Raw genomic sequence first — 13,820 nt, 5'->3', positions numbered from 1 at the left:
GGCAATGAGAGTACGCGCACAGATCGGTAAAGTCCTCAATCTGGACAAATGCATCGGTTGCCACACCTGTTCGGTCACCTGCAAAAACGTATGGACCTCGCGTCGTGGCGTGGAATATGCGTGGTTTAATAACGTCGAAACCAAGCCGGGTATTGGCTATCCGAAAGACTGGGAAAACCAGAAACGCTGGAATGGTGGCTGGACGCGCAAGAAAAACGGCAAGCTACAACCCAAACAGGGCGGCAGATGGCGGAGCCTAGCAAATATCTTCGCCAATCCGAATATGCCATCGATCGATGATTATTATGAGCCATTCACCTTCGATTACGAGCATTTGCAAAAATCGCCGGAATCGAAAACCATGCCTTCCGCCCAGCCTGTCTCGGTCATCACAGGTAAGAAAATGGACAAGGTGGTGGGTGGTCCCAACTGGGAAGAAATTTTGGGTGGTGAATTCGAGCATCGCAGCAAAGATTACAATTTCGAAAACGTACAAAAAGAAATGTACGGCCAGTTCGAGAATACCTTCATGATGTATCTGCCGCGCCTGTGCGAGCATTGCCTGAACCCTGCCTGCATTGCTGCCTGTCCATCAGGTTCGATCTATAAGCGTGAGGAAGATGGCATTGTGCTGATCGATCAGGATAAGTGTCGTGGCTGGCGCATGTGCGTTTCGGCGTGTCCGTATAAAAAAATCTACTTCAACTGGGAGTCTGGTAAATCCGAGAAATGTACGTTCTGCTACCCACGCATTGAAGCTGGTGAGCCAACTGTCTGCTCCGAAACCTGCGTCGGGCGCATCCGTTATTTGGGTGTACTGCTCTATGATGCGGATAAGATTGATGCAGCTGCCAGCGTCGAAGATGAAAAAGATTTGTATCAGGCACAGCTAAACATGTTCCTTGATCCAAATGATCCAGAAGTGATTGCTGCCGCGAAAGCCGAGGGGATTCCTGATAGCTGGATGGAGGCGGCCAGACGTTCCCCCGTTTATAAAATGGTAATGGAATGGAAGATTGCATTCCCGCTACATCCTGAATATCGGACGTTGCCGATGGTATGGTATATCCCGCCGCTTTCACCCATTCAGAATGCCGCAGAAAGTGGTGACATGGGCATGAACGGGGTGATTCCCGATGTAAAAAGCCTTCGCATTCCGGTGATGTATCTGGCAAATCTGCTCACGGCTGGTAAAGTTGAGCCGGTAGTGGTTGCGCTGGAGAGGATGCTCGCGATGCGTAGCTTCATGCGCTCCCGCCATGTGGACGGGGTCGTGAACACCGAAGTGCTTAAGCAAACCAATACAAGCGAGGCGATGGTCGAGGAAATGTATCGCTATATGGCGATTGCAAACTACGAAGATCGCTACGTCATTCCCACTTCGCACAAGGAATATGCGATGTCAGCCTTTGATGTACGTTCTGGCTGTGGCTTCTCGTTTGGCGATGGCTGTAACAGCGGCGGTAACGATTACAATATGTTCAGTAAACCAAAACGTAAAAACCTGTTCGGAGGCACCCATGCCAGCAGCTAGATTTCAAACCTTCAAAGCACTCGGCATCTTGCTTTGCTATCCGACAACGGAATGGCAGGAAGGAGTGGTCGAACTCGCCGAGCTTATTAACCGCGAAGCTATCTTAAAGCCGCAGGACAGAGAGGCAATTCATGCCTTTGCGGCAGATGCAGCGGAAAGCGACCTGTTTGATTTGCAGGAGGCGTATGTCGATGCATTTGATCGCGTGCGCTCGCTCTCACTGCATTTGTTTGAGCATGTGCATGGTGAATCGCGGGATCGCGGTCAGGCCATGGTCGATCTGGCAGGGATGTACGCGGAGCATGGCTACGAACTATCGGCGAGTGAATTGCCAGATTATCTCCCAGTGTTTCTGGAGTTTCTCTCTATTCTGCCAAACCATGAAGCCGTCGAAATGTTGGGCGACCCACTGCATGTGATTGAAGCACTCAGCAAACGTCTGGCCGAGCGTGGAGCGGCGCAGCACGTCATCCTCGATAGCCTGATCCGGTTTATGGGCAAAGAACCTGCAAAAGTAACACCAAGACCGCGAGCAGAGGTGATTGATTTCGCTGCGATGGATAAGGAATGGGAAGAAAAACCCATTGAATTCTTAGGCGCTAGCGCACCCGCAGCTTCTGCAGGTGGCTGCGGCGGCGGAAGCTGTGGTGGCGGTGGATGTGGCGGAGGGAAACCGCAAGCAATGGAGCAACGGATATGATTACTTTCTTTCATGAATTTTTCTTTGGCATGTTGCCCTACATCGTGCTGGTGGTGATGGTGCTTGGCACAATCATCCGTTATGACCGCGAGCCTTATTCATGGCGCGCTGCCTCAAGCCAGATTCTGGCGGATAAAGGCCTGCGTGTCGGCAATATCCTGTTTCATATCGGCGTGATTTTCCTATTTTTCGGGCATCTGATCGGGCTGCTCACGCCGCACAGCGTGTACCATCACGTCATCAGTGCAGAGAATAAGCAGATGGTTGCGATTGTGATGGGTGGGCTTTTCGGCACGATCTGTTTTATCGGCCTCACCATTCTGTGTGTTCGCAGATTGTTTGTAGCACGGGTACGCGTGACCAGTGCACCGGCAGATGTCGCAATTCTGGTTATCCTCTGGGTGCAGCTGGTGCTTGGGCTGACGACGATTCCATACTCACTCGGCCATTCTGATGGCAGTGTGATGATGGCGCTATCAGAATGGTGCCAGAGCATCATCACCTTCCAGGGTGCTCATCCAGAGTTGATTGAGCCGCTGGCATGGCCTTACAAGGCGCATTTGATTCTGGGGATGTTCATTTTCTTCCTCTTTCCCTTCACCCGTCTGGTGCATATTTTAAGCGCACCGGTGCGTTATGTCTGGCGGCCTTATCAGGTAGTCCGTAGCCGAGCAGCGAGGAGATAATCATGCCCGTATTTGTGAATAAAGTAGAAATCACGGATGATGAGGTGTTTGCGGAAATGCAATATCACCCCGCTGAAAATGTCGCCGAAGCACAATATCAGGCAGCACTGGCACTCACCATTCGTGAGCTTTTATGTCAGGAAGCGTCACGGCTTGGCATCACACCTCCGGTGGAGCAGGACGATACGGAGCTGGCACGGGAATATCTGGTGAACAGTCTTCTCGAACAGGAAATCACCGTACCCACCCCGACGGAAGAAGAATGCGAGCGTTATTATCAGCGCAATCCGTCCATATTCAGAGATCAGGGTGGCAACGTGGCACCTTTTGCCGCCGTGCGTGAGTCGATAGCGGAATATCTGCAGGAAGCCAGCGAACAGCAGGCAATGAAACACTATGTGAAGATACTGGCTGGACAGGCCAATATCGCGGGGATAGCCTTGGAGAGGGCACACAGCCCGCTGGTGCAATAGATTTTCGTGGTTGATCTATATCAACTACATCTTGCCTGACTTGTGTTTATCGTTAGGTTTCGCAGTTAGGGAGGACGTTATGAGTGAACCTGACGACCAAGCCAGATCTGTTGCCCTGGCGCTCGCTGTAGACATCTGTAGAGAATGCGCATGTACGAATCGGATTCTCCCGTCTGGAGCAACTTGTTATCCTGACTCTCCATGCCCTTACTTTCACTCGCGTAATTTTTATTACGACAGTGAACATAAGCGCTTTTGGTGCTGTAATTGGGTAAATGAACGCGGGGAAGTAACTTCCGCCGCGTAACAAGAGCCGATTGTTGTTTAGTGGCTAGAATTTCACCTGCACATAGGGCATGATTTTCACTGTGTCGGTGTAAAGATCGTCGGCATTATAAGCACCGACCTTGATACCTGCCGTGTAGTATTGCTGGAAGGTCTGCTCGACTGAGGCATCCCATTCCGTGCCGTAGTCAGCACTACCACGCTCCGCAGAGAATTCATGATAGACCAGCACCGCTTTAGTGCCATTTAGCCATGTATTTTCTGACTTGGCGATATAGGTGACGCCGATATTGGCATCCACCAGACCATTCGCAGGTGTGGTGAGGAACTTATCTACCCAGCCATCAAATGCGTGGTTGGTGCCAAGCACAAACTGCATCGCATTCGTGCCGTCGCCCTCGATGGATTCGTATTGCCCTTTGAGCGTCCATTGCCCAAACGTAACACCGGGTTCAATCGAATAGTAATGGAAGCTGATACTGTTTGGGTTATCAGCGTAATCATTCTGGTGGGCGTATTCAAGGTTCAGCAAGCCAGTTACGCCTTCAGCTACAGGATGTTTTCCCTCAAACCGTGCGCCGTAAGTGGCACTGGAGAGTGCAACAGAATCGGGAATATCGAGTAGATAGCTATAGCCCGTGATCTTACCGAATGACAGCCCCGCATAGGAGCCATTAATGAGATGTACATCACTGTGATCCCACGTTCCCACGGGTGAATCTTTCCCGAAAACACGATTCACCTGATTGGCGTGCGCGTAATAGAGTGTGGTATCTTGAATGGAATTATTTTTGATGCTGATCGCATCGAATGTTTGGTCATTCTGCCGCCATGCAATACCGCCCACGAAACGCTGATTGTCGAGTACGATATTTTGCCTTCCTAGTACCAGTGCCGTATCTGGAATACCCGTATAGGTTATTTGTAGACGGTTGAGAGAGGTATCTTCAGGGTCGGCCACCGTTGGATAGGTTGTTTTCCCGTTGATCGTATCGTTGTAGTTTTCTCCACCAATATCGGTGATATTTTCAAATTCTAGCAAAGCACTGAAATCTTTGAACTTACCTGTTTCATAACCCAAGCGCGTGCGCAACGTGTGCGCATTGGCCTCATTCGCAAGCCCATCCTGATCGACATATTCATAGCGGTAACGCGCATCAAAGATCGGTTTACCCTCTGTCAGCGCTTTGGTAAAATCGCTTTCTACAGGGGGCTGATCTGCCGCATAAGCAGGAAAGCTGGCGGCGATGCAGAGAGTTAGTGCGCTTGTCAATAGTAGTCGGCGATTCGTCATAATTTCCTCGTTAAGTAGTAATCATGCGCGAAAACCTAATGTGTAAAAGCACGCTATGAATTGATCCGGCTCAAGTGTTTTTATGACTGCGCGCCGTAGCATCGCCACCAAATCCCATCATGGAAGGTGCTGCACATGACCTTAATCAATATCTCCGAGCCTGAGAGGCCATTGCTACACGGGTTTGCCTTGTTCCGGCTTGGATTTCGGCCATTCTTTTTGCTTGGAAGCCTGTGTGGGCTCTTGGTACTCGGCTACTTCATCCTGCTGATTAGCGGCATGGCAACAGAGCTCCCAAGCAGGTGGGATATGGTGGAATGGCATCGGCATGAGATGCTGTTTGGTTTTGTGGGTGCGATTATCGCAGGATTTTTGCTGACGGCAGTACCGAACTGGACAGGGCTTCCCACCGTGAAAGAAAAAAGTTTGGCCGCCCTCACGGGGTTATGGTGCGCCGGTCGTGCATGTGTGTTCATGTCCGCGTCGCTGCCTGAAGCGTTAGTGATGGTCGTGGATGCCAGCTTTTTCGTGGGCTGTGCGCTTGCGATTGCGCCTGCGCTCATTCGTTCAAACAACAAACGCAACTACGGATTTATTGTATTGTTATTGCTCTTGGCGCTGGCATCGGGACTCACGCACGGTGAGTATGCCGATGTAGGCATCCGCCTTGGTCTTGGTGTGGTCACCCTCATGATGACGCTGATAGGTGGGCGAGTGATTCCCTTCTTCACCGAGCGGCGATTAAATATCAGCATCACGCGAACGGCTCGTATCGAAAAACTCACGATGATTTGCACATTACTTGCTGTTCTATGCAACGTTATCGCACCAGATGCATCATGGCTTTATTTGCTTTTTATCGCAGCGGGCGTGGTGAATCTCTGGCGTTTTAGTACGTGGCAGACAGTTAAAACTCTCCGCATTCCACTGTTATGGGTGCTGCACGCGGGCTACATCTGGCTGATCTTCAGTTTCTTTGCAAAAGCAGCCGTGCTGATGGGGCTTTCGGTTCCTACAGCATTTGCCACCCACAGCCTGACCGCCGGTGCGATGGGCACACTCATTCTTGGCATGATTGCGCGTGTGTCGCTTGGGCATAGCGGCAGGCCTCTGGAAATCGGGAACGCCATGCACATCGCATTTGTGGCAATTAATCTAGCGGCATTGCTTCGCGTGTTTAGCTGGTGCCTACCGATGGATACCATGACGGGTTTTCAACTTGCGGCTTTATGCTGGCTCATTGCTTACGGTATCTTTGTGGTGGTTTATACGCCGATTCTTGTACGCCCAAGACTGGATGGCAAAGATGGATAATCAACCACCACTCCTGACACTGCCCGAAGACGACATGCGCCGCATGGCACAGAAGGTATTCGGCCTGATTGTCGATCATTTCACTGACCTTAGAGACTTACCCGTCACCACGCCATCCACGCTGGAGCATGTCACCGAAGGCCTGCACGAGCCGATACCGACGCAGGCAGTGCCTGTCGAGCAACTCCTCGCACAGCTTAAAACCCATGTGTTTGACCAGATGACGCATCTGGATCACCCGCGTTATTTCGCCTTCGTGCCAGGGCCGAGCAATTTTGTCAGCGCGATGGCGGACGCGATTGCATCCTCCTTCAACGTCTTCAGTGGCGCGTTTATTGGCCCGTCTGGTGTGGCGCAAATTGAGGTTACCACCATTGAGTGGCTGCGCGAGCTATTTCGTTTTCCCAAAGATGCAGGTGGATTATTTGTCAGCGGCGGCTCGATGGCGAATATGACGGGGCTAGCCGTGGCACGGCATGTCATGCTGGCAGGAAACACCACCAATGCCACGGTGTATTTTTCCGATCAAACCCATTCCTCTGTAGCCAAAGGTCTAAAAATTCTCGGTTTCCAGCAGTTCCAACTTCGCAAGATTGCTTCTGACGCAACATTCCGCCTTTCGGTGGAAGCCTTACGCCAACAAATCGCAGCGGATCGCCTGCAAGGGCTAATACCATTTTGCGTGGTGGCCAATGCGGGAACCACCAATGCCGGTGCTGCTGACCCTATCAAGGAGCTCTCGGTATTTTGCAAAGCCGAAGGCCTATGGCTGCATGTGGATGGTGCCTATGGTGGCAGCGCAGCGATTACCGAGTGCGGACGCAAAGTACTCGAAGGCATCGAGCTGGCCGACTCGCTGGGCATCGACCCGCATAAATGGATGTTCCAGCCCTATGAAATCGGCTGTGTGTTGGTGCGCAACCGCGAACATCTAAAAAACACCTTCCGCTTCTCGGCGGAATATCTGAAGCTCAATGAGCAATGCGCCGAGCAGATCAATTTCTGTGATTACGGTGTACAGCTGACACGCGGATTTCGTGCGCTGAAGCTCTGGCTATCGCTCAAAGCCTTCGGCGTGGAGGCGTTCCGTGCGGCTATTACCAAGGGCATAGAGAATGCCGAATATGTCGAATCGCTACTACGCAACGAAGACTGCTGGGAAATTATCACGCCCGCACAGCTGGGCATCATCACTTTCCGTTACCGCGCAAATGGATTGAATGAATCGGCACTGAACGAACTGAATAATCATATTGCGCAAGATATCATCTATTCTGGCTATGCGATGCTCAGCCCAACCATCCTTGGCGGCAAACATGTGCTGCGCATGTGTACGATCAACCCCCGCACCACCCATCAAGATTTGGCCAGCACGGTCGAAATGTTAAAATCATTTGGCGGCAATAGTATCGATAAACCAGCCCCTTAAGGAAAATGTCACATGACTTATCCCATTTTAGGGGAATTTGATCTGGGTCAAATGCACCACTCAAATACCACATGTAGTATTATGCCCGCTAGACATACCAATATATAGTTAAAACAAGGGGGATTTTATGCCGTTGACCGAAACTGTTTCCACTATGCCCGCTGCCGCCGACTTGCCACGCGCATTGCAGCCTGCCACACAGAAACCGAATGTGTTTTCGCTCTCGGTGCATGCGAGCTTGAAAGAGGCATTTGCGATATCAGGCGAAGGTAGCTTCGATGCGTTCATGTCGTTTCTATCGACCTCCAAAGAAGCGCTGGCCGATAGTGCGATGGAAAGCGTGATCGAGGATGAGCTAGCAGCAGCGGGTTACGTGAAAACCCTTAAGGCATTCATTCTGAACCGCAACCGTGCCGCCGCACAGGACACGCTGGTGAGCTGCAAACAAGCGGTGGAGGAATATATCCTGCAACAGGATTGGCGCGTGAACGCCAATGCCAACACCGCCTATAGCAATGCGGGGCTTATTAATAACTCTGCGGGCAAAATCATCGCTAATTACTGGCTGGATAATGTCTATTCATCGGAGGAAGGTCAGGCGCATCGCCGTGCAGATTACCATATTCACGACCTCGACTGCTTGACGGGTTATTGTGCAGGCTGGAGCCTACGCGCACTGCTTGATGAAGGCTTTAACGGTGTTGCGGGCAAAGTCTCCAGCCGCCCGCCCCGCCATTTCCGCGAGGCGCTGGGGCAGATGGCCAACTTCCTCGGTATTCTGCAATCCGAATGGGCGGGCGCACAGGCATTCAGTTCCTTCGACACCTACCTGGCACCCTATGTATTCAAAGACAAATTGCCCTTCATCGAAATCAAAAAGGCAATCCGCCAGTTTGTTTATAACCTCAATGTTCCGGCGCGCTGGGGGCAAAGCCCTTTCACCAACATCACGCTGGATATCACCGTACCGCCAGATTTGCGTGATAATTTTCCTACCGCGAACTGTATCCATCTCTTTCGTGGTATTGATGACCCCGAGGTTATTGCTGAGGCGAGGAAACGTGGCGTCACCAATCTAGAGGATTTAACCTACAAACATTTCCAGCCAGAGATGGAGCAGATCGTCATCGCCTATTACGAAGTGATGACCGAAGGAGATTCCTGCGGCCAGCCCTTCACATTCCCGATTCCCACTGTCAACGTGATGGAGGATTTCAATTGGGACAGCCCGGTCGCTCAGGCACTGTTCGAGAATACCGCTAAAATCGGCAGTTCTTACTTCCAGAACTTCATCGGCAGCCAGTATATGCTGAATGATAAAGGCGAGAAAGTTCAGAACCCCGATGCTTATGCACCGCACGCTGTGCGCAGTATGTGCTGTCGCTTACAGCTTGATCTGCGCGAGTTAATGAAGCGCGGCAATGGCTTGTTCGGTTCGGCAGAAATGACGGGTTCGATTGGTGTCGTCACACTAAATATGGCTCGGCTAGGCTATCGCTTCAAAGGCAATATGCTGGGGCTGATTCAGGAAACCGAACGGCTGATGAGCCTCGCCAAATCCACGCTAGAGAAAAAGCGTGTGTTCATTCAGGAAATGTATGATCGTGGACTGTTTCCTTATACACGCCGTTACCTGCCGCACTTACGCAACCATTTCAGCACCATTGGCGTGAACGGCATGAATGAGATGGTGCGTAACTTCACTGGCGATGCCTACGACATCACCGACTCGCGCGGCATGAAAATGTGCGAGGAGATTCTTGATTATATGCGTGTGGAGTTGAAGAAGTTTCAGGAGGAAACGGGGCATCTCTACAATCTCGAAGCCACGCCCGCCGAGGGCACCACCTACCGCTTTGCCAAGGAAGACCGCAAGACTTATGGCAATGCCATCATCCAGGCGGGCTGCGAGGAGAATATCTACTACACCAACTCCACGCAGATTCCCGTAGGCTACACAGAAGATCCGTTCGAGGCGCTGAACCTGCAGGATAAACTGCAATGCAAATATACAGGCGGCACCGTGCTTCACCTCTATATGAGCGAGCAGATTTCCTCTGGTGAGGCCTGCAAACGGCTGGTGCGGAAGGTGATCGAGAATTACCGCTTGCCTTACATCACCATCACGCCCGTGTTCTCCGTGTGCGAAACCCATGGTTATCTCACGGGCGAGCAGTCCCATTGCCCCGACTGCAGCAAGGAGACGCTCGTGTGGACGCGGGTGATGGGCTACCACCGCCCAGTGGCGAGCTTCAACCTCGGCAAGAAAGGCGAGCATAAGGAGCGCAAGCATTTCAAAGAAAATGCGTCGCCCCACCTGCCGCTTTTTACCACGGAGAGCGCGTGTTGCAGCGGGCATTAAACAAGCTCCCCATCACGAGCATTACTCCCTTCACCTTTCAGGACTACCCTGAGCATACCGCCTGTATTCTGTGGTTCTCTGGGTGCAATATGGCATGTAGTTACTGCCATAACCCTGAACTGGTGAAGGGAGAGCTAGCTAAGCTGCCCTTCGAACAGGTAACCGAATTTCTGGAATCACGTAAAGGGCTGCTCGAAGGCGTGGTGCTCTCGGGCGGTGAGTGCATGATGAGCGCGCAGCTTCCAGAATTCGCCCGCTACCTGAAAATGCTCGGCTTCAAGGTGAAGGTGGATACCAACGGCACCAATCCCGATATGCTGGAGAAGATGCTTGGCGAGCAGTTGATTGATTATATTGCCCTTGATTACAAAGCACCCTCTGATCTATTTCAAAGCATTACAGGGTTTGATGGGTATACACGGTTCGAACAATCACTGAAGCTGCTCATCGCGTCCGGCGTTTCGCTTGAAATTCGTACCACTGTACATGCGGATCTATTGGAAGAAGAAGACATCAATGCCATCTTAAAGCATCTGGAAATTCTTGGATTCAACGGCACCTATTATTTGCAGAATTTCCGTGCCGAGAAAACGTTGGGAAATATTGGCATTCCACTCAGGCATTTGAATCTGGATCTGTTGAAGAAGAAAAATTTTCCAGTAATCATGCGCGGCTTTTAGCTTACTGAATTCTATGCTTCCCAAGTTAGACTTATTTCTAGTCTGACTTCCTACGCATTATTGCAAAATAGACAGTCGAGGAGGCTTAGCCCCCCCCGACTGTCATCGAAGCAACTAGTGTTTCATCATACCATGCTTGGCTTGCCACTTACGCTCCGACTTGTCGCAAAGTGGACAAGGCTTGGCTTCGGTTGCAGAGGCAGCAGTCTCTTTACCTTGGCATGACTTACATGCACCATCATGACAGCAGGAGCATTTATTCTCCTTACAGCATTGGTCACATGCGCCCCTCACACAGCACTCGCATGTCTTACAGCAAGACATTTTCGTGCAGTATCCCGATGGGCTTTCTTGCGTATTTGCACACGCGCTTACAAAGGCCATTACAACGAATGGCAACAGTTTCTTAAACATAGGAACTCCTTAATAAAATGATTTCAAAAAAATTAATCTGAAATCAGGCTATTTTCGGAGGTCGCTCAAGAGAATCGGGACTATGGGAAGTTGCTGTAACTTCCGCTAACTGTACCAGCATGATTGGCTTAACAGGGTGCTGGCTTTGTAATGGCCGCGCGATAGCGAAGGGTGAGAAAAAGCATTTCAAGCAGGTATGGTCTGTGCAGCAGTTCTCAGCCTGTTTCTGCGGGGTCTTTGAAGCTGTAGAGTGGCAATCCATGCCAGCCACCTCTTGCTCTGCAAGCGGCTGCACAGAGCAGGCATGATACGCACTGCTCAGTACACCAAATGCAAAGCACATCATCAACACAGCACTGCTGAAACGTTTAAGCATGGGCATAACGTACCAGAAATTCAACCCTTGAACACTGTTAATATTATTATATCTGGTGTCGGTCTTTACCATATCATTTTCGGAGCCTTACACCAGCTCCCTTCCCGTTCTCTGGGATGAATTCAACGCCTGTTTTTTCCAACGCAGCTTTGAGCGCATCCATCGTGCGCGGATTTAATGACTCGCCACGCTCAAACCGTGTGACGGTATTAGGCGATACTTTCGCAAGCTTCGCCAAATCGCGCACCCCTAGACCTAGAGCGGCGCGGGCCATCTTACATTGTTCGATCGTAAGGCTGTTTTTGGTTACCATGTGACTATTTTGTGTTGATGTAACTAATTTTGCGTGTTATGGTCACACCGTAACTAATTAATGGTGTCATGACAATGCAAAAGGCGCAATCATCCGAGACGCAGGAAAACAAGCCATCTTCGGCGCATTTTGATTGCCTCATCAAAGCCCTTGCCCATGCCATCGCACTGCAAATGTTGGAAAGGGCCAAACCCCAATGAAGGCTGTCATCTACGCTCGATATTCCTCTGACCTGCAAAGCGATTCATCCATCGATGATCAAGTTCGCCTATGCACTGCATTCATTGCTGGTCGGCAATGGCAGCAAGGGCCAACCTATTTCGATAAAGCGATAAGTGGGTCGATTCGCTGCCGCCCACATTACCAGCAGATGCTGGGGGATGCGCGTTCTGGCCTATTCACTATCATCGTTGCGGAATCACTTGATCGGCTTTCGCGCGATCAGGAAGATATTGCAGCGCTCTTCAAGAATGCTGCATTCCTCGGCATCAAAATCATCACCGTGGCGGAAGGCGAGATCAGCGAATTGCATATCGGCCTCAAAGGAACGATGAATGCGCTGTACTTAAAAGACCTCGCGCAAAAAACCAAACGTGGCATGGAAGGAAAAGTGCGTGAAGGCAAGTTCGCGGGTGGTAATGCCTATGGCTATCGCACCATCAAGGAGTTTGACGGTGCCGGAGGAATCATTACTGGCAGACGTGAAATCCTGCCCGACGAAGCCGAAGTGGTGCGGAGGATATTTGAGGATTTCTCTTACGGGAAAAGTCCCAGACACATCGCCAAAGAACTTAACACAGAGAATATCCCTGGTCCCGGCGGAAGAAAATGGAGGGACAGCGCCATACGCGGCCATTTCAAGAAAGGCACCGGCATTCTTAATAATGACCTTTACGCGGGACGCCTTGTTTGGAACAAACAGCGATTCATCAAAGACCCTGCAACTGGCAAACGTGTATCCAGACTAAATGCGAGGGAACAGTGGGTCATTCAAGGGGTGCCTGAACTGCGGATCATTTCGGACAATCTTTGGAAAAGCGTGAAGGCGCGACAAAACGTTATTACTGCGCAATCGCCCGTCAGGTGCGGCACCAACAGCATGACAGGGTCGCGGCGCAATAAATATTTGCTTTCAGGATTACTGATCTGTGGCGAATGCAATGGCGGGTTCACATTGATCGCCAAAGATAAATATGGTTGCGCCAATCGCAGGAATACAGGGACGTGCAGCAATGACTTTCTGATTGGTCGGGAAGAGCTTGAGCATAAAATTCTTGCAGGCATTCAGCACAAATTGCTCGAACCTGAACTGCTGAGAAAATTTATTGATGAATATACTTTGGAACTTGAGAAACTCGCCGCGTCCACCAAACAAGAGCAGGCTATCATTCGTAGAGAACTAACGACAATCGATAAACGTTTGAGCGCCGTACTTAATGCCATTGAGCAAGGAATCGTCACGGAAACCACCAAAGCACGTCTTATTGAACTAGAAACCAAGAAAAATGCTCTCGCATCGCAAATTGAAGAAGTGGCTCCTTTGCCCAGCCCAGACAAACGCCTCATCGCGCTATACCAAGAAAAGGTGAGTGAGTTATGCCGAGGTATCGCCGTGCCGGAATTGAAATTGGCTGCGATGGACTCTATTCGTGGACTCATCGATAGGATCGTCATTCCCTCGGGTAGCAACGCGGTAGCACTGTACGGCGAATTGGCGAAGTTGGTCGATTTTGAAGAAGACGGTTCTTTTTTGGATTCCAAAAAGATATCGGTGGTTGCGGGGGCCAGATTTGAACTGACGACCTTTAGGTTATGAGCCACTCGGCCTAATGTATAGCGAAATTTAACGAAACTTCTCTAATCTTTACCCAGAGCCACTTTCCACAGGTTTTCTGTTTAACCTTGCATCCTCACCTATGCGGCAATAGGCTCTATTTTGCGGCAACGGTGCGGCAACGGA

At 50.7% G+C, this 13,820-nt stretch carries 11 protein-coding genes; 9 read left to right on the top strand and 2 right to left on the bottom strand.

Features of this window, described 5'->3' with window-relative positions:
- Positions 1-4 precede the first annotated feature (4 nt).
- The 4 genes from narH to J0M34_05345 are packed head-to-tail and all read left to right on the top strand — an operon-like array spanning position 5 to position 3,393.
- The gene (gene narH / locus J0M34_05360; protein ID MBN8543674.1) at positions 5-1,534 is read left to right on the top strand and encodes a nitrate reductase subunit beta; all 1,530 of its coding nucleotides are present in this window, start codon (positions 5-7) and stop codon (positions 1,532-1,534) included.
- Complete coding sequence (narJ, locus tag J0M34_05355; protein MBN8543673.1) at positions 1,521-2,234, top strand: nitrate reductase molybdenum cofactor assembly chaperone; 714 nt, start codon at positions 1,521-1,523, stop codon at positions 2,232-2,234. Before narH ends, narJ begins: the two co-directional genes overlap by 14 nt.
- Positions 2,231-2,920: a respiratory nitrate reductase subunit gamma gene (gene narI / locus J0M34_05350; GenBank protein MBN8543672.1), complete on the top strand. Its 690-nt coding sequence runs from the start codon at positions 2,231-2,233 to the stop codon at positions 2,918-2,920. The genes narJ and narI overlap by 4 nt, the downstream gene beginning before the upstream one ends.
- Before the next feature lie 2 nt (positions 2,921-2,922).
- Positions 2,923-3,393 (top strand): hypothetical protein, encoded by a 471-nt coding sequence (locus tag J0M34_05345; protein ID MBN8543671.1) that lies wholly within the window; start codon positions 2,923-2,925, stop codon positions 3,391-3,393.
- Between the two features lie 331 nt (positions 3,394-3,724).
- Here J0M34_05345 and J0M34_05340 read toward each other — a convergent pair whose 3' ends face one another.
- On the bottom strand, positions 3,725-4,972 hold the full coding sequence (locus J0M34_05340) for an alginate export family protein (protein MBN8543670.1): 1,248 nt from the start codon (positions 4,970-4,972) through the stop codon (positions 3,725-3,727).
- A gap of 135 nt (positions 4,973-5,107) precedes the next feature.
- On the opposite strand from J0M34_05340, the gene J0M34_05335 reads away from it, so the two are divergent.
- From J0M34_05335 to J0M34_05320, 4 genes are all read left to right on the top strand, one after another.
- Positions 5,108-6,286, top strand: coding sequence for an NnrS family protein (locus J0M34_05335; protein MBN8543669.1), 1,179 nt, complete (start codon positions 5,108-5,110; stop codon positions 6,284-6,286).
- Positions 6,279-7,715 carry an aminotransferase class I/II-fold pyridoxal phosphate-dependent enzyme gene (locus tag J0M34_05330; GenBank protein MBN8543668.1) on the top strand — a complete coding sequence of 479 codons (1,437 nt, stop codon included), beginning with the start codon at positions 6,279-6,281 and terminating at the stop codon, positions 7,713-7,715. The genes J0M34_05335 and J0M34_05330 overlap by 8 nt, the downstream gene beginning before the upstream one ends.
- Positions 7,716-7,869: 154 nt before the next feature.
- A complete protein-coding gene (locus J0M34_05325) occupies positions 7,870-10,077 on the top strand; it encodes a ribonucleoside triphosphate reductase (protein ID MBN8543667.1) in 2,208 nt (735 codons plus the stop codon).
- Positions 10,059-10,757, top strand: coding sequence for an anaerobic ribonucleoside-triphosphate reductase activating protein (locus tag J0M34_05320; GenBank protein ID MBN8543666.1), 699 nt, complete (start codon positions 10,059-10,061; stop codon positions 10,755-10,757). The genes J0M34_05325 and J0M34_05320 overlap by 19 nt, the downstream gene beginning before the upstream one ends.
- 863 nt (positions 10,758-11,620) lie before the next feature.
- On the opposite strand, the gene J0M34_05315 is transcribed toward J0M34_05320, so the two are convergent.
- Positions 11,621-11,821 carry a helix-turn-helix transcriptional regulator gene (locus J0M34_05315; protein MBN8543665.1) on the bottom strand — a complete coding sequence of 67 codons (201 nt, stop codon included), beginning with the start codon at positions 11,819-11,821 and terminating at the stop codon, positions 11,621-11,623.
- 235 nt (positions 11,822-12,056) lie between these two features.
- Here J0M34_05315 and J0M34_05310 point away from each other — a divergent pair, with 235 nt between their 5' ends.
- A complete protein-coding gene (locus J0M34_05310; protein MBN8543664.1) occupies positions 12,057-13,676 on the top strand; it encodes a recombinase family protein in 1,620 nt (539 codons plus the stop codon).
- The last annotated feature ends 144 nt before the right edge of the window (positions 13,677-13,820 follow it).

The organism is Alphaproteobacteria bacterium, from assembly GCA_017302575.1.
Lineage (GTDB): Bacteria > Pseudomonadota > Alphaproteobacteria > Rickettsiales > UBA3002 > JAFLDD01.
The sequence above is the reverse complement of the archived record's forward strand: the minus strand, read 5'-3'. Positions and strand labels throughout refer to the sequence as shown.

Coding starts and splice junctions, on each gene's coding strand:
- narH (MBN8543674.1), top strand. CDS start 5: ATGAGAGTACGCGCACAGATCGGTAAAGTCCTCAATCTGGACAAATGC.
- narJ (MBN8543673.1), top strand. CDS start 1,521: ATGCCAGCAGCTAGATTTCAAACCTTCAAAGCACTCGGCATCTTGCTT.
- narI (MBN8543672.1), top strand. CDS start 2,231: ATGATTACTTTCTTTCATGAATTTTTCTTTGGCATGTTGCCCTACATC.
- J0M34_05345 (MBN8543671.1), top strand. CDS start 2,923: ATGCCCGTATTTGTGAATAAAGTAGAAATCACGGATGATGAGGTGTTT.
- J0M34_05340 (MBN8543670.1), bottom strand. CDS start 4,972: ATGACGAATCGCCGACTACTATTGACAAGCGCACTAACTCTCTGCATC.
- J0M34_05335 (MBN8543669.1), top strand. CDS start 5,108: ATGACCTTAATCAATATCTCCGAGCCTGAGAGGCCATTGCTACACGGG.
- J0M34_05330 (MBN8543668.1), top strand. CDS start 6,279: ATGGATAATCAACCACCACTCCTGACACTGCCCGAAGACGACATGCGC.
- J0M34_05325 (MBN8543667.1), top strand. CDS start 7,870: ATGCCCGCTGCCGCCGACTTGCCACGCGCATTGCAGCCTGCCACACAG.
- J0M34_05315 (MBN8543665.1), bottom strand. CDS start 11,821: ATGGCCCGCGCCGCTCTAGGTCTAGGGGTGCGCGATTTGGCGAAGCTT.
- J0M34_05310 (MBN8543664.1), top strand. CDS start 12,057: ATGAAGGCTGTCATCTACGCTCGATATTCCTCTGACCTGCAAAGCGAT.